The organism is Streptomyces sp. NPDC046557 (assembly GCF_040645975.1).
Lineage (GTDB): Bacteria > Actinomycetota > Actinomycetes > Streptomycetales > Streptomycetaceae > Streptomyces.
The window spans coordinates 64431-84227 of sequence record NZ_JBEYZH010000016.1; the positions used below are offsets into that span (position 1 = coordinate 64431).

General features: G+C 70.8%; 21 protein-coding genes and 1 pseudogene. 13 read left to right on the plus strand and 9 right to left on the minus strand.

The annotated features are described in order from the left end of the window. Positions 1 to 10: 10 nt before the first annotated feature. Entirely contained in the window at positions 11 to 391 is a 381-nt protein-coding gene (locus ABZ934_RS23880) for a nuclear transport factor 2 family protein (protein WP_361316677.1), read from the plus strand. A gap of 443 nt (positions 392 to 834) precedes the next feature. On the opposite strand, the gene ABZ934_RS23885 is transcribed toward ABZ934_RS23880, so the two are convergent. Continuing rightward, positions 835 to 1032, minus strand: a complete 198-nt coding sequence (locus ABZ934_RS23885; protein WP_361316680.1) for a DUF2795 domain-containing protein — start codon at positions 1030 to 1032, stop codon at positions 835 to 837. 149 nt (positions 1033 to 1181) lie between these two features. Here ABZ934_RS23885 and ABZ934_RS23890 point away from each other — a divergent pair. Beyond that, positions 1182 to 1937 (plus strand): annotated as a pseudogene (locus ABZ934_RS23890) (DEAD/DEAH box helicase); the annotation flags it as partial. Between the two features lie 32 nt (positions 1938 to 1969). Here ABZ934_RS23890 and ABZ934_RS23895 read toward each other — a convergent pair. Beyond that, complete coding sequence (locus tag ABZ934_RS23895; RefSeq protein WP_361316818.1) at positions 1970 to 2248, minus strand: DUF6098 family protein; 279 nt, start codon at positions 2246 to 2248, stop codon at positions 1970 to 1972. Further along, entirely contained in the window at positions 2245 to 2292 is a 48-nt protein-coding gene (locus tag ABZ934_RS23900) for a hypothetical protein (RefSeq protein WP_361316821.1), read from the minus strand. Before ABZ934_RS23900 ends, ABZ934_RS23895 begins: the two co-directional genes overlap by 4 nt. A gap of 286 nt (positions 2293 to 2578) precedes the next feature. Here ABZ934_RS23900 and ABZ934_RS23905 point away from each other — a divergent pair, with 286 nt between their 5' ends. The 4 genes from ABZ934_RS23905 (at position 2579) to ABZ934_RS23920 (ending at position 5432) form a co-directional block, all read left to right on the plus strand. After that, positions 2579 to 2851: a hypothetical protein gene (locus ABZ934_RS23905; protein WP_361316683.1), complete on the plus strand. Its 273-nt coding sequence runs from the start codon at positions 2579 to 2581 to the stop codon at positions 2849 to 2851. Between the two features lie 79 nt (positions 2852 to 2930). Next, positions 2931 to 3620, plus strand: a complete 690-nt coding sequence (locus tag ABZ934_RS23910; protein ID WP_361316686.1) for a hypothetical protein — start codon at positions 2931 to 2933, stop codon at positions 3618 to 3620. A 236-nt stretch (positions 3621 to 3856) separates the two neighbouring features. After that, on the plus strand, positions 3857 to 4405 hold the full coding sequence (locus ABZ934_RS23915; protein WP_361316688.1) for a DUF5133 domain-containing protein: 549 nt from the start codon (positions 3857 to 3859) through the stop codon (positions 4403 to 4405). 331 nt (positions 4406 to 4736) lie between these two features. Continuing rightward, positions 4737 to 5432 carry a DUF2071 domain-containing protein gene (locus ABZ934_RS23920; RefSeq protein ID WP_361316824.1) on the plus strand — a complete coding sequence of 232 codons (696 nt, stop codon included), beginning with the start codon at positions 4737 to 4739 and terminating at the stop codon, positions 5430 to 5432. 146 nt (positions 5433 to 5578) lie between these two features. Here ABZ934_RS23920 and ABZ934_RS23925 read toward each other — a convergent pair whose 3' ends face one another. Then, positions 5579 to 6172 (minus strand): hypothetical protein, encoded by a 594-nt coding sequence (locus ABZ934_RS23925; protein WP_361316691.1) that lies wholly within the window; start codon positions 6170 to 6172, stop codon positions 5579 to 5581. Here ABZ934_RS23925 and ABZ934_RS23930 point away from each other — a divergent pair. Further along, complete coding sequence (locus ABZ934_RS23930) at positions 6159 to 6806, plus strand: sulfite exporter TauE/SafE family protein (protein ID WP_361316693.1); 648 nt, start codon at positions 6159 to 6161, stop codon at positions 6804 to 6806. The two genes, ABZ934_RS23925 and ABZ934_RS23930, sit on opposite strands and share 14 nt — an antisense overlap. Positions 6807 to 6976: 170 nt before the next feature. Then, complete coding sequence (locus ABZ934_RS23935; RefSeq protein ID WP_361316696.1) at positions 6977 to 8209, plus strand: monooxygenase; 1233 nt, start codon at positions 6977 to 6979, stop codon at positions 8207 to 8209. Between the two features lie 114 nt (positions 8210 to 8323). Here ABZ934_RS23935 and ABZ934_RS23940 read toward each other — a convergent pair whose 3' ends face one another. Continuing rightward, positions 8324 to 8449 (minus strand): hypothetical protein, encoded by a 126-nt coding sequence (locus tag ABZ934_RS23940; protein WP_361316699.1) that lies wholly within the window; start codon positions 8447 to 8449, stop codon positions 8324 to 8326. Positions 8450 to 8469: 20 nt separating this feature from the next. Beyond that, positions 8470 to 10554 (minus strand): SpoIIE family protein phosphatase, encoded by a 2085-nt coding sequence (locus tag ABZ934_RS23945; RefSeq protein ID WP_361316701.1) that lies wholly within the window; start codon positions 10552 to 10554, stop codon positions 8470 to 8472. 438 nt (positions 10555 to 10992) lie between these two features. On the opposite strand from ABZ934_RS23945, the gene ABZ934_RS23950 reads away from it, so the two are divergent. The 4 genes from ABZ934_RS23950 (at position 10993) to ABZ934_RS23965 (ending at position 14278) form a co-directional block, all read left to right on the plus strand. Beyond that, complete coding sequence (locus ABZ934_RS23950) at positions 10993 to 11586, plus strand: hypothetical protein (RefSeq protein WP_361316703.1); 594 nt, start codon at positions 10993 to 10995, stop codon at positions 11584 to 11586. A 160-nt stretch (positions 11587 to 11746) separates the two neighbouring features. Next, positions 11747 to 12217 carry a hypothetical protein gene (locus tag ABZ934_RS23955; protein ID WP_361316705.1) on the plus strand — a complete coding sequence of 157 codons (471 nt, stop codon included), beginning with the start codon at positions 11747 to 11749 and terminating at the stop codon, positions 12215 to 12217. Between the two features lie 155 nt (positions 12218 to 12372). After that, complete coding sequence (locus ABZ934_RS23960; protein WP_361316707.1) at positions 12373 to 12972, plus strand: hypothetical protein; 600 nt, start codon at positions 12373 to 12375, stop codon at positions 12970 to 12972. A 289-nt stretch (positions 12973 to 13261) separates the two neighbouring features. After that, positions 13262 to 14278 carry a serine/threonine-protein kinase gene (locus tag ABZ934_RS23965; protein WP_361316710.1) on the plus strand — a complete coding sequence of 339 codons (1017 nt, stop codon included), beginning with the start codon at positions 13262 to 13264 and terminating at the stop codon, positions 14276 to 14278. A 112-nt stretch (positions 14279 to 14390) separates the two neighbouring features. Here ABZ934_RS23965 and ABZ934_RS23970 read toward each other — a convergent pair whose 3' ends face one another. The 3 genes from ABZ934_RS23970 to ABZ934_RS23980 form a co-directional block, all read right to left on the minus strand. Then, the gene (locus ABZ934_RS23970) at positions 14391 to 14621 is read right to left on the minus strand and encodes a helix-turn-helix transcriptional regulator (RefSeq protein ID WP_361316713.1); all 231 of its coding nucleotides are present in this window, start codon (positions 14619 to 14621) and stop codon (positions 14391 to 14393) included. A 170-nt stretch (positions 14622 to 14791) separates the two neighbouring features. Further along, entirely contained in the window at positions 14792 to 17233 is a 2442-nt protein-coding gene (locus tag ABZ934_RS23975) for a SpoIIE family protein phosphatase (protein ID WP_361316716.1), read from the minus strand. A gap of 307 nt (positions 17234 to 17540) precedes the next feature. Continuing rightward, the gene (locus ABZ934_RS23980; protein WP_361316718.1) at positions 17541 to 17849 is read right to left on the minus strand and encodes a hypothetical protein; all 309 of its coding nucleotides are present in this window, start codon (positions 17847 to 17849) and stop codon (positions 17541 to 17543) included. Positions 17850 to 18834: 985 nt separating this feature from the next. Between ABZ934_RS23980 and ABZ934_RS23985 the strand changes: the two genes are divergently transcribed. Beyond that, positions 18835 to 19797: DUF6777 domain-containing protein (locus ABZ934_RS23985; RefSeq protein WP_361316721.1), on the plus strand; the 963-nt coding region annotated here is incomplete at its 3' end.

A 19797-nucleotide genomic window follows, 5' to 3' on the forward strand; every position in this document is an offset into this window, starting at 1 on the left:
GATCGGCACCATGAGCGACCCGGAGCAGAACAAGGCCACGGCCGAGGCGTTCTACGACCTGATGTTCAACCAGTGCCGTCCCGCCGAGGCCATCGAGCTGTACGCGGGCGACACCTACATCCAGCACAACCCGCATGTCGGCGACGGCAAACAGGCGTTCGTCGACTATTTCGACCGCATGGCCGCCGACTACCCCGGCAAACAGGTGGAGGTCAAGCGCGCCTTCGCCGAAGGCGACCACGTGGTCCTGCACTGCCACCAGACCTGGCCCGACGAGGAATACGCCGGAATCGACATCTTCCGCTTCGACGCGGACGGCAAGATCGTCGAGCACTGGGACGTCCTTCAGATCATCCCGCCCACATCCGAGAACGACAACACGATGTTCTGAGCGGCGTCCTCGACCACCCGCTCCGGTGCGCCCGGACCAGGCCGGCGGGCCGCAGCACCGGTCAGGTGCCGGGAGGCTCTGCCGCACGGCAGCGCGCGAAACAGTGAAGCCCTTCGAGCTCTCCCGTCCGGACGGATCAGCCGGCAGGAGACCCCCTCATGCGCACGTCCACCCCGCCCATCCCACACCCCTCGTCGTTCCGAGCCGCGTGGAACGACGTGTCCGCCACCCACGTCCCAGTAGTCGGACGGCTCACGAGGGGAGTTCCCGTGGACAGAAGTTTGACGTGCGAGATGTGGTGCGACGCTCGCTCGGTTCAGGCGGCCTGCCCGCCGCCAACGGCTGCCACCGGGCCTACAGAGGCGTGATTGCCGACCGCCGGCAGCCCGACCGCCGGCAGCCCCCTTCCTGCGGGCGCTGCCGCAGGAAGGGGGCGGGCGCGGTCAAGAGCCGCTGCCGAAGACCGCCTTCTGTACGTCGTCGGGACCGTCGTACCGCTTGGAGCCGGAGCCTTGGAGCTTTTCGACAACGGTGTTGTCGGCTCCGTTGCTCTTGGCCAGCGAGGCGAGGTCGTCAGCGCTGGCGGGGTAATGGGCACCCTTGAGGGCCTTCTGCACGTCGATGGGGCTGACCTCTGCCATGGTGGTCTCCTTCTTTGATCAGTGCGGCGTTCATACCTTTTATCACCGTTTCCGCTCTTTGCCGCTTCCCGGAATCAGACGTGCGATTCAGGGGCAGGGGTCATTTCTCAGACCGGGCCACCGAAGAGCGGCGGCCCACAGGAGGGGCCGTGTCCGACACGGCATCGACGACCCGCGGAGCCGCCGACCGGCTCCGGCGCACGGCCTCCGGCGTGTTCGGCTGGGACGTCCTGCGGCCAGGGCAACTCAAGGCGATGGAAGCGGTGGTGGAGGGACGGGACACGCTCGTGGTGATGCCGACGGGTGCGGGCAAGTCCGCCGTCTACCAGGTGGCCGCGCTCTGCCTTCCCGGCCCGACCGCCGTGGTGTCGCCTTTGCTCGCCCTCCAGCGCGACCAGATCGCTGGGCTCCTGCGACACGACGGGCCCGAGGGCGTCGCCGTGAACTCCGATCAAGGCGCACGACAGACGGCCGCCGCGTGGGAAGCGGTGAGGGGCGGCGACATCGAGTACCTGTTCCTGTCGCCGGAGCAGCTGGCGAAGGACGACGTGGTCAAGCGTCTGGCCGAAGTGGCACCCTCGCTCTTCGTGGTCGACGAAGCGCAGTGCGTGTCCACCTGGGGCCATGATTTCCGGCCCGCCTACCTGCGCCTGGCTCAGGTGGTCGAGCGGGTGGGACGCCCCACGGTCCTCGCCCTGACCGCGACCGCCGCGCCGCCGGTGCGGGAGGAGATCGTGGAACGCCTCGGCATGGGCGACCCGGCCCTGGTCGTCGCCGGCTTCGACCGGCCCGACATCCGGCTTGAGGTCCGCCGTTTCCTGGAGGACGGGGACAAGCGCCGCGCGGTGGTGGAGAGGGCGGCGGCCGAACCCAAGCCGGGCATCCTGTACGCCGGGACCCGCAAGGGCCATCACCGAACAGGACCTGCTCACCGCAGTCACCGGCGCCTCACCGGCGGACACCGATTGACGGGCATGCTGCGCCGGGACAAGCCGGCGCACGCCCCTGCCGGTCTACGCGGGTTCCCGCTCCGCGGGCTGCGGTCCCGGGGGCCCCACCCTCTGTGCTGCCGTCGGCTGATCTCCTCCGTGGATTCTTCGATCACCGCGCGATCGATCCACCCGATCGGCTGGACGTCGGTGACGAGCGGCACGTTGTCGGGGCCCGCCCGTTCTCCGTGCAGCGGAGCAACCAGGGAGCACGCGGGGGTCCTCACCCGGGCAGGTGGGCGTAGTCGTAGAGGCGGAGGGCGGCCCACACCCGCAACGGTCGCGCACCCCACCACGGCTCGCCGGCAGAAGACCGCCGACCCGCCTGTCAGCCGACCTGCGCGGCCCGTCACAGTCGTTGCGGGGCTGCCTCACGCCTGCCGTCCGGTGGACGCCTCATTCGTTATTCGTTCGGGTGTCTTCGGACGCGACCTCGCATGGGTGCCGTGCCCGGGGGCACCGGCGGGCCGTGTCCGACCTGTCGCAGGTTCCTCCGCGCCACGGGCAGGGCCGCGGGAAACCCCCTGACCGAACCGACCGTAGCCACGAAGGTGGACATGAAGATGTCGCTGCCGATGTGCGTGAGCGATTACCGGGTGGAACTGAGCAGGAACCGGAAGCTGACCCGCGCGATCGACCGGGCGTTCGCGGCCGGAGACGTGGAGGCGCGGTCGGCATTCCGGACCCGGACGCTCGCGGCGACGTTCACCGTGGGCGGGAGGGCCGCGCGGATGGACGAACTCGTCCGGTACGCGGCCCTGGTGATGGCCGCCGACGGTTGCCCCTACCGCTATCACCGGCTGTTCTCCGAGCCGGACCACAGCGCCTGACCGAGCGGATTCCCTGGTGGCGGCCCGGGAGGGGCCTTCCGGGCACGGTGCGGGCCGGTTATGCCGAAGGAGGGCGGAAGTGGCGGAACGAACCGAGTGCGACGAGGCCGAGGCTGCCGCGCGATTGCGGGTGTCGAGGGCGGCGTTGCGGTGGGCGGTCCACATCGGTGCCGTGCCGGAACCGGAAGGGCGACCCCCGGTGTCGTCGTGGTCGTCCACGGCGGTGGAGGCGATGGATGCCGATGCGATCCGCGCCCGCCTTCCGTACGCGGTGTCGGGGGCGGAGGCGGCCGACCGGTTGGCCAGGGCCCTGGGCACACCCAATCCGCCGGACGGGCCGGCGAGGGTGAGTGTGGCGACCGTGCGGGAGATGGCGACAGCCGGGCTCCTGGCAGATCTGTCCGACGACCCGAACCGGCCGTTGTTCCACCCCGACCAGGTGACGGACCTGGCCGGGCGCCCGGACCTGGACCGGCTGATCGCCGACGCCACCCCGCTGGGCCCGGACCAGTGTGCCGCCCGACTCCGAGTGCGCCGAACGGACTTCGACCACCTGGTACGGCTGGGCTGGATCACCCGTGCCCAAGAGGTGCGGGCGAAGTTCGGTGCGGCTCGCGGCGGCACCGTACGGATCCCCCTCTACCGGAGCGCGGACGTCGACCGGATTCCGGCCGATCACCCGGAGGTGGACTGGGTCGCCCTACGCGCCCTCGGCAAGGGCAAACGTTCCCCCCTGGCAAGACTGGCTCCGGGAAGGCCGGCGCAGTGACCGCTGCCGCAGCGTCGACCGGCCCCTACCGCGCCGGGGCGTGCGTTCCCCGGCTACGGCAGCCGGCGCCGGCTGCCCTGCCTTCGACGTCAATCCGAAGCAGCGGTGTCGGCCCTGGGAGCGAAGCCGACGACACCGGCGGCGTGCCCACATGGCCCGGCCGGGTTCGGCTGCTACACAGTCCCCACCCCGCAGTGCCCTCCGCCCGCCGGGGTCTTCTCGCAGGGAGGCGTGCGGTGACCAGTCAGGATTCCGTCCGGCCGCAGCCGACGCCGGCGGCGCGACCCGCGGTCGCGCGCACCGTCGAGGCGCCGGCGGTGGGTCGTGCTCTCGGCGTGCTGATGGCGTCGGTTCCGTGTGACAGCCGTACGGCCCGCCGCATCCTGACCGACGCGGCCGCAACGGCGGGCATCACCGTGGAGGAGGCAGCCGACGGTGCGACAGCGGCGTTGCACGGCGACGGGTCGCCCCCGCCTGCCGCGGTCGAGTCGGCGGTACGGGCCGCGATCGACCGCTCTCTGAGCGCGGATCGCCCGACGTCCTCGTCACTGCTGCCGAACCCGCACGTACTGCGCCGCCACCTCGCGCGATTCAGGGAGCTGCGGCGGCGTACCTTCACCGCTCCGGACGATCCGGCCCTGCGTGCCGGCTACGACGACGCCGCGTACACGCTGTGCGTCCTGCTCGGCCGGCGCCACGTCCACCACGCGTTGACGGCCGCGGAGCGGCTGATCGCAGCCCACCGGCTCGCCCGTCCCGAGCCGGCGGACCTCCCGCACTCCTGAGGCACCTCCCGCGCCAGAGGTGAGCCCCGCGTTGTGGCGCCTGTTCCGGCCGATCCCGAGGCCATGGCAGCCGTGCGCGCCACGGCGGCGCTCTGTGAACGGCACGGCCACGTCTGAACGCGCGCCTCACCGGTGCATGACGGGCGGCAAAGCAGGGCAGGTGCCGGTGGTCCACCCCGCTCCGCCGGGCCTGCTTCGGGCTTCGTGAGAGCGGTCGGTCGAAGGACGACGACGCATGAGGCGAACAGCGAGATCCCAAGGCCGTCGGTCGACCGTGTCGGCGCTCGCCGTCGATGCCGCCGCGACGACGCGGCCTGTCCGCCCGCTGCCGGTGCTGCGGGCGTGTTGGACGCACCAGGCGTTCGTTCATTGGCCTTACCCACCGGGCGAGGTCCAGTCATTGCTGCCCTCCGGTCTCCTCGTCGACACCTTTCAGGGCCGGGCATGGGTGAGTCTCACACCGTTCGTGATGGAGTCGGTGAGCGTCCTGGGAGTTCCCCTTCCGCACCGCACGTTCCCCGAGACCAACGTGCGCACCTACGTCCGGTTGACCGACCGGGACGGTCCGCGCGGAGTGTGGTTCTTCACGCTGGAAGTGGCCAACCCCCTGATGCTGGCCGGCCTGAGCTTCGGCGTTCCGTACCACTGGGCCGACCTCCGCGTGCGCGGCGCCGGCCCGGAGCACCGCTACACCGGGCGTCGCCGCGCCAACGGCCCGTCGTACCGGCTGACCGTCCGTACGGGCCCCGCGCTCCCGGCCACAGATCTCGACGCCTGGCTCACCGACCGCTCCCGCGCCTACTCCTACCGGGCGGGGATCTTGTGGAACACGCCCGTACAGCACGAAGCATGGCCCCTGCGACGCGCGACTCTCACTGACCTCCAGGAGAACCTCACCCGCTCGGCGGGCCTGCCGCCCCCCAGCAGCGAACCCCTCACGCACACCTCGCCGGGTGTATGCCCGGTCCTGTTCGGTCCGCCCCGCCCCGTCGCCGTCGGACGTCCCCGGGTCGTGCTTAAGAGGTGACCCGTCCGGGGACCAGGCGCAACTGCCGCACCCCGACACGGGTACCGCCCGCGCGGGCCGTCTGACCGCCCCGGACGAGGGCGCGCATCGCGGTAAGCCGTTGTCCGTGACGGACCGGGGGACGGGGCGAAGGAGGCGCCGGCCCGTCAGCCGATCTTCTTGAGCTGGACGTCGACGACGTCGCCCGGGAACTTGGCCTCGCCGCCGAAGGCGTAGAAGGTGGCCAGGGTGTTGCCCTTGCGTACGGCCACCAGGTGGCCGGGGGACTTCTCGCCGTTCCCGAGGTCCATGACCACGGTGTAGTGCACCGCCTCGTCGCGGGCGCTGATGGGACCCGGGGTCACGCTGTCGAGATTGGTGTTGTCACCCTCGGCGGTCACCGCGTACCCGCCGGCGCACGCGGCGCCCGCGGCCTTGACGGAGGCGAACGCTTCTTCCGCGCCCTTGCCGCCGTAAGAGCCGATGCTGATCAGGGTCTGGTCCGCGCCGAGCGCCGGCAGGCCGGCCTTGAGCTTGTCCTCGGGTGAGGCGTTCGCGGCCGACTCCTTGGGCTTGACCTTGAGGGCGGTTCGGGCGACACCGGCGGGCGCGCCGACTTTCTGGGCTGCCTGGATCCGGGCGAGCGGCTCGCAGGCAGCCTTGTCGGTGGCGACCGGAGCCGCGGCGGCCGCGGAGTTCCGGCTGCCGCTGCTGATCGGGGTGTTCGGGTTCGCCGCGTTGTCGGCGGTGATCTTGAACAAGGCGATGAGCCTGGTCGTGGTGATCGCCGCCCTGCCCGCGCGTCTGGCAGCGGTGTCCTTCGGCGAGTTGGGGTCGCACTGGGCGATCGCGGTCAACCTGCTGGCGGGCAGCCTGCTCGGGGCCTGGGCCGGGGCGTCGTGGGCGGTGCGGATGCGGTCCACGACCCTCTACAGGGTGCTCGCGGCCCTGATGGTGGGCATGGCCGGCGCGCTGGTCCTGACGCACACCACCGCCGTGGGCTCGCTCGATCTGCCGGCCGGCGTGCAGTTGATGGCCGGGGTGGTGACCGGGTTCGGTATCGGCGCGGTCGCCGCGATCATGGGCGTTGTCGGGGGCGAACTGCTGATCCCCACGATCGTGTTGCTGTACGGGGCGGACATCAAGTTGGCGGGCAGTCTGTCCCTGCTGGTGTCCTTGCCCACCATGCTGGTCGCGTTCGCCCGCTACAGCCGTGACGGCAGCTTCGCCGTCCTCGGCGCCAACCTCCGCTTCACCGCCCTCATGGCCGGCGGCTCGATCACCGGCGCGCTCCTGGGCGGGCTGCTCCTGGGCGTGATCCCGGACGTGGTGCTGATTCCCGCACTCGCGGTCATCCTGCTGGTCTCGGCGGTCAAGGTCGCCCGCCACGACTGACCCGACGCGCCGACAGGGCGCCTCTCACGACGGGCTGACGGGCCGTCGGCGGGTCGTGCTCCCTTGCCAGATCCTCCGTTCGTGCCGGAGAGTCCCGGTAGGACCGGCCCTGCCCCGTCGGTCACGGCGGGGGGACCGGGCGCGGGGATCGACCAGTCGAGGGAGCAGCCATGCAGGGCGGTACGGTCGCGGTGGTCGGCGGAAGCATTGCCGGATGTGCGTTCGCCTCGGCGGCGGCACGCGCCGGGGCGGACGAGGTGGTGGTGCTGGAGCGCACCCGCGGGCGGCTCGCCGACCGGGGACTCGGGCTGTGCATCCACGACGAGCGGGCCGCCGAACTCGCGGCAACCGGCGCGCTGCCCCCGGGCCTCGCCGCCCACCGGCTGACCCGGCGCCGGTGGGTGGTCCGTGACGATGTCGCCGGGCCGGCCGGGCGGATGTTCTGGGAGCAGCCGTTCCCCTTCCACTCGTACCACTGGGGGCTGCTGTGGAGCGGGTTACGGGAGGCGATGCCCGCGTCGGTGGTCTACCGCCAGGGCGTGGCGGTGACCGGTGTGGCCGCCAATGGCGACCGGGCGGAGGTGCGGCTCGCGGGCGGGGCCGCCGAGGAGTACGACCTGGCCGTCGGGGCCGACGGGTACCGGTCGGTGGTACGGGAGACGGTCTGTCGTACCTCACGTCCCGAGTACGCCGGGTACGTCTGCTGGCGCGGGAACTTCGACGCCCGGCGGCTGGCGGAGACCGGAGAGGCGGACTGGCCCCGCGACGCCGTGACCACCGTGTGCTTCGAGGGCGGCAGCTGTGTCGTCTACCGCATCCCCGGCCCGGTCGGCCCGCGGGTGAACTGGGTCCTGTACGCGCGGCCCCCGCGGAGCGGGCGGCTGACGCTGGACGATCCCACCAGCTTCCCGCCCGGCAAGGTAACGGCCGAACTCGCCACCGAGCTGGGCGAGTTGCTGGAGCGCGGGTTCCCGCCGTACTGGGCCCGCGTCATCTCGCTGACGGACGCGGAGCGCACCTTCGTACAGCCCATCTACGACCTGGCGAGCGCGCACGCCACCGCGGGCCGCTTCCTGCTGGCGGGTGACGCGGCGGTCGTGGCGCGCCCGCACACCACCAGCGGGGCGGCGAAGGCCCTCCAGGACGCCGGCGCCTTCGAGACCGCCTGGCGCCGGTCGGCCTCCTGGGACGAGCTGCTGGACGCCTACCGGGCAGCGCGGGGGCCCGCGGGCCGCGAGCTGGTCGCCTTGGCCCGCAGGCTCGGCCGGGCACAGGTGGAGCGGACGCCCGCCTGGGCCGTGATGGACGCCCGCGAGGCGCAGGCGTGGTGGGGGGACCAGCTCGCGGACGCGGCGGACATCGGCGGCCAGGCCATGACCACGCCGAAACCGTCCGCCGGGTGATCATGTGACCGCCCGGACCGCCGCCCCCATCGCCACCCGGATCGCACTGCGCGGGCAGGGCGCCGCGTGCCACAGAGACGCATCACCCAGGCCGGTAACAAACCTCCGGGGTCGTCATGCGTACCCGTACCGCTTGTAGCCGCTCGGGCCGAAATGGCCGCGGGCGGGGCCCAGCCACTCGTCGCGGTACCCGCCGGGTTCGCCCGGCATGCCGTCCGCCCGGCGCGGGTCACCTGCCATGACTCGTGACGCCCCGACAGCTAAAACGGTCTGTCGGGAACAGGCCCGACGCGAGCGGTGAGCAGGGCGATGTCGTCGTCGGCGGACGCCGGGACCAAGCGGGTGATCAACGAGTCGCACAAGTGGTCCAGCGACTGCTGCGGCTCGGTGAGCAGGCGGGTGAGATCGTCGAGGCGTTGGTCCAGGTCGCTGCCGCGCGCCTCGACCAGGCCGTCGGTGTAGAGGACGAGCACGCTGCCGCGGGGCAGGGTGAGGTGCGTCGTGGTGAAGTCGATTCCGCCGACGCCCAGCGGCGCACCGGGCGGGCTGTTGACCAGGTAGGCGGTGCCGTCGGGTTCAACCACGGCCGGAGGCGGATGGCCCGCGCGGGTGACGTCGCAGTGGCCGGTCGCCGGGTCGCACAGGACGTAGAGGAAGGTGGCCAGCATGGGCTCGGCGAGATCGGCCAGTGTCGCTTCGAGCTGTTGCAGCATCGCGATGGGGGGCATGTCGAGGCGACCGAGGGTTCGGACACTGGCGGACAAGCGCCCCATGACGGCGGCGGCGCCGATCCCGTGGCCCATGACGTCCCCGATGAGCAGCGCCGCCTTGCCGCCGGGGAGGGAGAGGACGTCGTACCAGTCCCCGCCGACCTCGTTCACGTCGCTGGCCGGCAGATACCGGTGCGCCACCTCGATTCCCGCCGGAGGGGTGATGTGCTGCGGCAGCATACTGCGTTGCAGGACGACGGCCGTCTCGTGTTCGTGCTGGTAGAGGCGGGCGTTGTCGATGCCGACGGCGGCCCGGGTGGCGAGTTCGACGGCGAGGGCGGCGTCCTCCGACGCGAACGGGTCCCCGGGTCGGGTACGGCAGAGCGTGGCGAGCCCGAGAACCAGGTCCCGGGCGGTGAGGGGGACCATGAGGAACGAGTGCACACCGGCGCCGAGCAGTTGGGCGGGCACGGAGGAGTAGCGGGCCGCGGCGGCGATGGACGACTCGTCGAGGTGGGTGATCACGAATGGCCGACGTGCTGCGAGGACCTGGGTGTAGGGGGCGGCGGCCGGGAAGCCGAGGGTTCTGCCGAGGGGTGCGAGGATGCGGGTCACGGCCGATCCGGTCAGCGGCGCTTTGCCCAGGCGCCGCAGTTCAACGCCTCCCGACAGGCCCGCGCCCGGTTCGTCACCCCGGGCGAGAGTCTCCAGTATGTCGACGGTGACGGCGTCGGCCAGGTACGGGACCGCGAGGTCGGCGAGAGCCTGGGCGGTGCGCTCCAAGTCGAGGCTCGCCCCGATGCGGGCGCTCGCCTCGTTGAGCAGGCCCAGTCGGCGCCGGCCCGCTTCGGCTTCGAGGTGGTCCCGTCGCTGGACGGTGATGTCGACGAGCGTGGCGATCACGCCGATCGGCCGGCCGCCGGGGTCCTGCACGTGCGTGTAGGAGCACGACCACATCCGGTCGTGTCCCGGATCCGCGGGCGTCCGGCCGATCCGGTACCGGTCCAGCGCCGGCTCGCCGGTGCGCAGGACCTCCCGCATGGCCGTCTCCATCTCCTCGGCGTTCACCTCGGGAAGCACCTCGGCCAGGCGCCGTCCCAGATGGGAGGACTCCGGCAGCCCGTTCATCGCTTCGAGCGCCGCGTTGACCTGGAGGAACCGTAGCTGCGTGTCGAAGACGGCGATGCCGACGGGGGAGCGGGAGAACAGCCCGTCCCACACCGCCGACGAACCGCGTATACGGCGGGCCGCGTGGGCGTCCGCGGCGAAGACGAGCACCGCGGAGGCTCCCTGGCGGCGATCGGGAACGGGCGAAGCCCAGATTTCCAGTTCGAGGGGATGCCCGTCACGGTGCCAGGCCGTGACCGTACCCATCACCCCGTGGCCGGCGGCGGCGGTCTCCCACAGGGCACGGCCCAAAACGCGGTCCGCGCCGGGGTGCAGCAGGTCGGCGATGTGGCGCCCCACCACTTCCGGCGGTGTGTAACCGAGCAGTTCCTGCGCGGAGTGACTCCACCGCACGACGGCGCCGTCCCAGCCGGTTGCCATCTGCGCCACTGCCAGCGCGCCCACCCAACCCCCGGCGTCTTGGGCGGCGCCGCTGAGCAGTTCCTCGATCGGCGTCTGCTCACCCATCCGACGCCCCCTGCGGCCGACGAGCCGCCCTACGCCGACGCGGCCAGGGGCGGCGACGGAAGCGTGGCGTAACCCGCCTCGGCTGTGGACGGCGGGGGTGGCGCACACGGCTTCCCAGGCCCCTGACGGCGGTCCGCGAGCACACCTCTTCCACGTGCCCATCGTCTCCCGCCTCGCTCCGCACCGCGTCCTGACCGCCAGGGGGACCCGTTCGGCCTTTTAGATTGCGCTGGGGGCCTGTCAAGTCCCGACTTTCCGGAACGTGACCGGGGTGTGCCGGGCGGGGCTTACTTGTGGTGCGGGCCTCACCGAGAAGGAAACGAGGCAAGACGGAAGAAGCGAAATACCTCGCAGAGGATTTTTCCCTCGCCGATGTCACCGCATTCGTCCCGGAATTCCGAGACGGTCAATCACCCCTCACGACACGTAGGAGAAGTCATGAACCGCAAGATTCGCACCAACAATGTCGCCCGTCCCAACCGCCGAGGTTTCCGCCTCGCGACGCTGATCGCTTCGGCTGCCGTGGTCACAGGAGGAATCGCCCTTCCGGCCTCCGCGGCGGTGGCCGCTCCGGTACCCACTCACGTGGTGGCGGCCTTCCACACCGGTGGTGGCGCCGGCGGGGACGGCGGTGACGGCGGGGGCGGCCTCGTCGGTGGCGGTGGCGGCTCCGGCGGCTCCGGGGGCGGCAGCGTCCTGGGCACCGGCGGCACCGGCGGCAACGGTGGCAAGGGCGGGGACGGCATCCTCTCCGGTGGTGGCGGCGGTGGTGGCGGTGGCGGCGGCGACGGCGTGATCGGCGGCAACGGCGGCAAGGGCGGAAACGGTGGCGGTGGCCTGTTCGGCGGCAACGCCGGTGGCGGCGGTGGCGGCGGCGACGGCGTCCTGGTCGGCGGCAACGGCGGCAAGGGCGGCAAGGGAGGCGACGGCGTCTTCCAGGGCGGCACCGGTGGCAAGGGCGGCAAGGGCGGCGGCGGGATCTTCGGTGGCCTTGGCGGCGGCGGTGGCGCCGGAGGACACAGCATCTTCTGAGCCGGCCCGTGTTCCCGGGGTGGAGGCTTACGAGCCTCCACCCCCCAACCCCCTACCTCAACTCTTCCTCGTCCCCTTGATCGGTCCCGACCGCCAATCCGGCGACACCCGGGACGCAGCGCGCAGGCCAATACCCGTGCGTACGGAAACGGAGAATCCGATGTTCAGAAGTACCTGGCAGCGTCCGCTCATCCTGGCGGCGGCCTCCCTGGCTCTCTTCACCGGCACGGCCTGCGCCGCGCAAGCGTCGGAGCCCCACGTCCCGGCCGGCATCAGCACCCCGGTAGTCGCCGACCACCCGAAGCCCTGCGCCGGGATCGGCAAGGGCGGGGAAGGCGGGGAAGGCGGCAAGGGTGGCCTGGGCGGTCAGCCCGGCCAGCCCGGTCAGCCCGGCAAGCCCGGCCGCTCCGGATGCCTTCGCTTCGACGACCTGCCCGACAAGCCGAAGTCGAAGCTGACGGCGGTGGACAAGGTGTACATCGTCATGGTGCTCATCGCCGACGACTCGGACGCGACGAAGGAGAAGATCGCCAAGAAGTACGACGTCTCGCACGACCAGCTCGACACCTGGAAGAAGGACTACCTCGACGGCGACTGGTTCGCCCTGATGGGCGGGGATTTCGCTTCCTGAACCCGCACGGGGCGAGGGTGTGAATCAGGGGAAAGTCTCGGGGACGAAACGAGGCCGGCGGATCCAACCGTCGGCCTCCGTCTACGAAAGTCGCGGGCGGCGATCGAGCGGAACCGCGAAACGGAAAAGCGATCTCAACGACAAGGGTGAATGTCATGCGTGTACGTTCTTGGAAGTTCCGTCTCGGTCTCGTCATCTCCTCGACCCTGGTCGGCGCCGGTGCGATGGCCCCGGCGGCCATGGCGGCGCCGACGTACGAGCCGGCCGCGGCATCCGTAGGCCACTCCCTCGGCTCGCCGTTCGGCAACGGTGACAGTCGCCCGGGCGCGGCCCGGTTCGGAGCCGACGGCTCGGTGCTCGGCAACGTCAAACTGGGCAACGGCAGCGTCAAGGTGGGTAATGGCAGTGTCCGCGTCGGTGATCGGATCTGCGCCGGTAACTGCACGGGGTCGGTCAACGGCACCAAGGGCGGCAACGGCGGGATCTGCGCCGGGCTGTGCAACGGCAGCGCCAACGGTGGCAACGGCACCGACGGCGGGCCGAGCGGCAACGGCACGAACGGCGGCAAGGGCGGGATCTGCGCCGGGGTCTGCAACGGCAGCGCCAATGGTGGCAACGGTGGCAATGGCGGGGCCGCGCCCCCCGGTGGTGACGGTGGCGACGGCGGGCGCGGCGGCGACGGCGGGATCTGCGTCGGCACCGGCTGCGAGACCAGCGGTCAAGGCGGCCGCGGCGGCAACGGCGGCGCCGGCTGACGACCGCCGGGGACCCCGGATGCCCCTCCGTCGAGACGACGGCTCGACGGACGCTGTCACCCGGCACACATGTGGATCACTGGATAGACTTCGGGTAGGCAGCGTCGTCCGCTGGGCGACGCTCGTGTCCGGCGGCGCGATACGGATCGTGCGTGCGCAGGCCGGTCGCGGACCATCGAGGACGGGGTCGGCATGATCGACACCTTCACCCACGGGCACCATGGCGGCACTGGGCCTCGTCGGTCCGGCGCCGGGCCTCGTCGGTCCGGCCGGGGGACGGGGGCGCCTGATGAGTTCGAAATCTGACCTGAGCCCGTACACGGATCGAGCCTCCGGGCTGATCGGCAAGCAGATAGCGGGCTACCGGGTCGACAGCATGATCGGCCGCGGGGGCATGGCCGTCGTCTACTGCGCGAAGGACCTGCGCCTGGACCGTACGGTCGCGCTCAAGCTGATCGCCCCGGAACGCGCCCGCGACGACACTTTCCGGCGCCGCTTCACCCACGAATCGAGAGTGGCGGCGCAGATCGACCACCCGCACATCGTGCCGATCTACGAGGCCGGTGAAACCGACGGCGTCCTCTACATCGCCATGCGCTACGTGGCCGGTCCGGACCTGCGGGTCTTGCTGGACCGGGACGGTCCGCTCCCCGTCGCGACCGCCCTGCGCATCGGCACCCAGGTGGCATCGGCACTCGACGCGGCCCACGAGCACGACCTGGTGCACCGTGACGTCAAGCCCGGCAACATCCTGGTCACCACGGGCACCGACAGCGACCACCCCGAACACGTCTACCTCACGGACTTCGGGCTGACGAAGAGGTCACTGGCGCTCACGGGTTTCACCACGGCGGGAGAGTTCGTCGGCACCGTCGACTACATGGCGCCGGAACAGATCTCCGGCCGGCCGGTGGAAGGCAGGTGCGATCTCTACAGCCTCGCCTGTGTCGTCTACGAATCCCTCGTCGGCGGCCCGCCCTTCGAGCGTGGCGACGACGTGGTCGCGCTGCTGTGGGCCCACCAGTACGACCCGCCCCCTTCCCTGACCGAAAGGCGGCCGGGCATAGCGCCCGCCGCCGATGACGTCATGGCGAAGGCCCTGGCGAAGATCCCCGAGGACCGTTACGGCTCTTGTCTGGAATTCATGGCGGCGCTGCGTGCCGCGACGGGAGTCGGCGCCGGCAAGGGCGCCGAGGTCTCGCCTCCGGTGGCTTCCCGGCATCCCGCCACCGTGAAGAGCACGCCGCCGCCGCAGCCGCCCCGCTGGGCGCGACCGGTCTTCCGCCGCCTTCCGGGCATGGCGTAGTGCGGCGCGGCGCACGCACGAACGTCCCCGCCCCACCCGACGGATGCGGGTGGGGCGGGGACGTGCGGGTAAGTGGGTCGCGGTCGGCGATCGTCGCTCGTGAGACCGGGGGTCACAGTCCCAGGGAGATGGCCAGTCGGGTCATTTCCGCCGTGCTGTTGATGCCCAGCTTGGCCCGGATACGGCGGAGGTAGGCGTCGACCGTGTGCTTGGAGAGTCCCATGTGGCGCGCCGTCTGCAGGTAGGTGCGCCCGGCGGCGATGTGCCGCAGCGCCTCCTGCTCCCGCGGGGCCAGCGCGGGTGCAGCGGTAGGGGTGTGCGGCGTGGCGAGTGTGAGGCTCATGGGTTCCTCCGACGGATCGGGTCGGTCATCGCTGCTCGCGCCCTCGGAAGCAGGGGACATATCTGTGAATGTCGCTGTTTGTCCCTGTTGAAAAGCCTGCTCCCGCCACGTCATGACGGTGTCCGCCGACTGTCACAGGCGTGTCACACGGACACCGGGTGCGATGGTTCTCAAAACCCGACGAGGGACTGCTCGGCCCAAATGGTCTTGCCGACGGGGGCGTGGCGGGTGCCCCAGCGCTGGGCGAGCTGGGCGACCAGCAGCAGGCCCCGCCCTCCCTCGTCGAAGATCCGGGCCCGCCTCATGTGGGGTGCCGTGCTGCTCGCATCGGACACTTCGCAGATCAGGGTGCTGTTCTCGTTCTCGTGGATCAGCCGCAGCTGGATGGGCGGCTCGCCGTAGCGGATGGCATTGGTGACAAGCTCGCTGACCACGAGCTCGGCGACGAAGCCGGCCTCTTCCAATCCCCAGGCCGCCAATTGGTCGGTGGTGTACCGACGGGCCTGGGCGACGACGGAAGGGTCGGAGGCCAGGTCCCAGACGACGACCTGGTCGGCATGGAGGGCTCGGGTACGGGCGATGAGCAGGGCGACGTCGTCCTCGGGAGGGTGGGTGAGCATCGCCGTCAGGACGCGGTCGCAGACCGTCTCCAGCGTGGAAGCGGGTCGGATGAGCGCTTCGAACATGTTGTCCAGGGCTTCGTCGATGTCGTGGTCGCGGGCCCGAAGCAGACCGTCGGTGTAGAGGGTGAGGACGCTGCCTTCGGGAAGCTCGATCTCGGCGGCTTCGAAGGGCAGGCCCCCGAGGCCCAGCGGTGGGCCGGCGGGCACGTCGAGGAGGTAGACGGAGCCCTCCGGGGAAACCACGACGGGCGGCGGGTGGCCGGCCCGGGCGACCGTGCACCGGCGGGTGACCGGGTCGTAGACCACGTACAGACAGGTGGTGCCGATGCCCCCGGCGGCTTCCGCGTCGGCGTCCTGGTCGGCCTCGTCGGCGGAGAGGTGGATGATCAGGTCGTCGAGATAGGTGAGCAGCTCGTCGGGCGGGAGGTCGACGTCGGCCAGGGTCCGAACCGCGGTGCGCAAGCGGCCCATCGTGGCGGTGGCACGGATACCGTGGCCGACGACATCGCCGACGACCAAGGCCACCCGTGCGCCGGACAGCGGGATCACGTCGAACCAGTCGCCGCCCACGCCGGCCCCCGTACCGGCGGGCAGATAGCGCGAGGCGATCTCCAGCGCGGCCTGCGTCGGCATCGTGTGCGGAAGCAGGCTGCGCTGCAGGGTCATCGTGGTGGTGTGCTCCCGGGTGTGCCGGCGTGCCTTGTGGATGCCGACCGCGGCCCTGGTCGTCAGTTCCTCGGCCAGCCAAAGGTCTTCCGGCAGGAACGGTTCCCGGTGCTGGTGACGGCTGAAGAAGGCCAAGCCGAATGTGATGCCGTCGGCGCGCAACGGCAGGACCATCATCGAGTGGGTGCCGTCTCCGCTGATCCAGGCGGCTCCGGCGTCCTGGGTGACCCACCGGGCGATGCCCGGGTCGGCCCTCCCGTACACGGCGCCTCGGCCGGCGGCCAAACATTCCACGGGGGGTGACAGCGGCGGATAGACGGTCGTTTCGCCGACCCCGACCTGGGCTTCCGTATTTCCCGGAAGGATCGACCGCGCGGCGGTACGGCGCGCGGCGACGGGCCCTGCCCCCGGGCGGGAGGACGGGTCGTCCCCTCCCGGGGGCGGCTCCAGCAGGTCGACGACCGCGAAGTCGGCAAGCCGGGGAACGGCGATGTCCGCCAGTTCCTGCGCCGTGCGGGCACTGTCGAAAGTGGTGCCGATGATCGGCTGGTCGGCGGGGTCCGGCAGGAGCATCTCCCGACGGTCGGCCTCAACGGCGGTCCGGTCGTGCGCGGCCAGGTACACGGCGACGACGCGGCCGTCCGGATCCCGCAAAGGGGCCAGCGAGGTGGCCCAGCCACGCTTCTCCGTGGCGACGCCCGGGGATCGGATGAAGGCATCCACGTACTGCGGTTCACCCGTTTCAAGGGTCAGCCGCATATTGCGCTCGGTTTCGTCGCTCACCGGATCCGGCGCGATTTCGGTCAGACGCAGGCCGCGCATCTCTGCCTCCGTGAGGGAGAGCGTGCGTTCCATGCCGGTGTTCGCCCGTACCAGTCGCAACTCCGCGTCGAAGATGGCCAGGACGCAGGGTGACTGGGTGAACGCCCACTCGTTCAACGCATCGTCCAGAGGTTTGCGCGCACCGGCCGTCACGGCGGACACCACGGACCATTTGGTGGTCCCGCCGGTGGACGTCCAGCGATGCGCGAGCACTCCCTGTTCCATCCGTACGCCGTTACGATGCCGCAGCGCCACGGTGCCGCTCCACCGTTCCAGCCCGGGCGGCAGCCGCAACGCCGTGTCGGCGCCGTCGGCGAGCAGGTGGGCGGCGGGCAGGCCCACGACCTCGGAGGCGGCGTAACCGAGCAGACGACGGGCACCCTCACTCCACTCGGTGACGGTGCCCTGTTCGTTGATGCCGGCCGTGGCCGAGTATGTCGGCTCGGGGGAGGCGTCCGTCTTCTCCGGGTGCTCACCAGGAGAGGTGGGAAGTCGCTCCATCGTCGCTCATCTCGCCCTCGCTAGTTTCCTGCCCGCTGTCCCACGGGAACCTGCTCGGGGCTCCACTGACAAGCATCATCCGGCCGGGCGGCGAGCACCAACGCAGCGCGGCGACGAGGGTCGCCGGAGGTGGCGCGGCCGGTGACGTGGCTGCCGGCTGATGACGTGCCTGCGGGTCGGGCTCCTTGTCGAGAGCCCGACCCGCAGGGCTGCGAAAAGACCTCGGATACTTTCCGAGGTCTTTTCCCAGGGCACTGCTTTCGCGAGGCAACTGCTCCGGCGTGGCCGTTCGCCCCGGCCGTGCTTGTCAGTGGTGCCAGTTGTCGTGGTCGTGGTCGTGGTCGTGGTCGTGGTCGTGGTTGTAGTGGTGGTGGTGCCAGTTGTCGTGGTCGTGGTCGTGGTCGTGGTTGTAGTGGTGGTCGTGGTGGTCGTGATGCCAGTCGTGGTCGTTGACGACGCTCGCCACCGGCGCGGCGGGTATCGCGGACAACGTCGCCGCGGAGGCCGGGAGGACAGCGGCACCGGACAGCAGGGCGCCCGAGACCAAGATCATCGCGAGGCGGAAGCCCCGACGGTTGGGGCGGGTGCTGTCACTGATGTAAGCATTGCTGGTCATGAGTTTCTCCTACCGATGAGTGTGCCGATGTTTGAGTGAAACCGGCGGACCGTCCCCGGGGTGGCTATTCGATGCGAAGGAATTCTCGGAGAGGATTCCGTCTACCGTCCTGCCGCCCCTTTCGTCTTCTCGGTGGGTCCGTGCTTCAAGTAAGCCCGCCCGGCTCGGCAGGGTCATGTTCCGAGGACTCGGGACTTGACGCGGTCAAAAGGGCGAGGTAAAAGCCGTGTGAAGTCCCGCATACGGGCGATCCGGCCCTTCCGCTCCGGAAATGCGAGCCCGGGTCGTCGTGGCGGAGGGCCGGTCCGGAGCGGGCACGGGGCGGCGCGGCGGCTGTAGTGGAGTGGGTCGGCGTCCCGTCCCGGTCGATTGGGGGGCGGTGGGCGCGATCGGCGGTGCGGACCGGCGGGCCCGGCGGCGGTCAGGAGCAGCCGGCCGCGATGCTCTCTTCGCCCCTGCCCTCGCCCTTCGCCGGGAGCGCCGGTGCTTGTCAAGTCCCGAAAAGTCGCGCCATGACGCGACCCGAGGCCAAAGGCTTACTCAGGACATGGGCCACCCCGGCGAGTGACCCATCCGCACCCGGCTCGTGAGGGGACGGGGCCGTCCGGCTCCGTCTTCACCTTTTTTCGCCGTAGCGGAATTTTCATGATTCCCGTCCCAGGGACGTGGAGCCATAATGGTCAGAGGAGTAGGCAATGCGTATAACCATCGTTTCCCCGATGTCCCACGACGAGGGGAGAGTGTCGTGACTTCCCTACCTCCTTCGTCCGAGCGCCCGACCGGCCCTCCGTCCGGTCCGTTGTCCGCTCGGCCGACGGACGAGCAGCCATCGCCGCCCGGCTTGCCGCCGCCGGCGGGACCACCCCCGTCAGGGCCGCTCGCCCCGCCGACGGGTGGCGGCGAGCCGGGCGAGCCGGGCGGGCGCCCCGGGGCGCCGGCTCGCGGGTGGCGGTCGCGCAGAACCGTGCTGGGTGCCGGGGCGGCCGTGGGCATCGCGACGGCGGTGGTCCTCGGTTTCACCGTCATGGGCGGTAACAATGCAAGCGGCGGCGAGGTCTTCCTCCAGGCCACCTCGGCAGCCGGTCTCGATCCGTTCACTCCCTCGACGGCCACTGCGTCCGAGGCGACCGAAGTCACGCCAGTCATGGCCAATACGTCGAAGTCGGGCGCGAGCGGTACGCAAACCCTTGAGGTCAATGGTGCGCAGCCGGGGCTGTACGGAGGAACGCGGAACGTCGCGAGCTGCAACGTCGAGAAGCAGATTCAGTTCCTCGGTCAGCACACGGACAAGCGGAAGGCGTTCGCCGAACCCCTGCACATCCAGGAGTCCGGCGTCCCCTCTTATCTGCGGTCACTGACGCCCGTTCGGCTGAGCTGGGACACCCGGGTCACCAATCACGGATACAAGAACGGCGCCACCACCAGTTACCAGGCGGTCCTCCAGGCAGGCACGCCCGTCCTGGTGGACAACCACGGCGTACCGCGTGTCCGCTGCGCCTGCGGTAACCCCCTGGCTCCGCCGATCGCGGTCAAAGGCAACCAGACGTACAGCGGCAAACAGTGGTCGTCTTTCCGGTCCGCCCATCTCGTTGCGGTCAAGCCCGCCGAGAAGCCGGTGAAGACGGTCACGATGTTCGACCAGCACCGCAAGGGTTGGTACCAGCGCCCGAGCGGCGACTTGCAGGGCAAGCACGACCGCGAGATCCCAGCCCCCAGCGGCCAAAAGCCCGAATCGCCGTACCCGGTCCTTCCGATGCCCGCGCAGGAACCGGTGGTAAAGCCGCCCGACACGAACAAGGTGCCTGACAAGAACCAGCAGCCGGGCCAGCAGCAGCAGAACAAGCAGGATCAGAACAAGGTGCCTGACAAGAACCAGCAGCCGGGCCAGCAGCAGCAGAACAAGCAGGATCAGAACAAGGTGCCTGACAAGAACCAGCAGCCGGGCCAG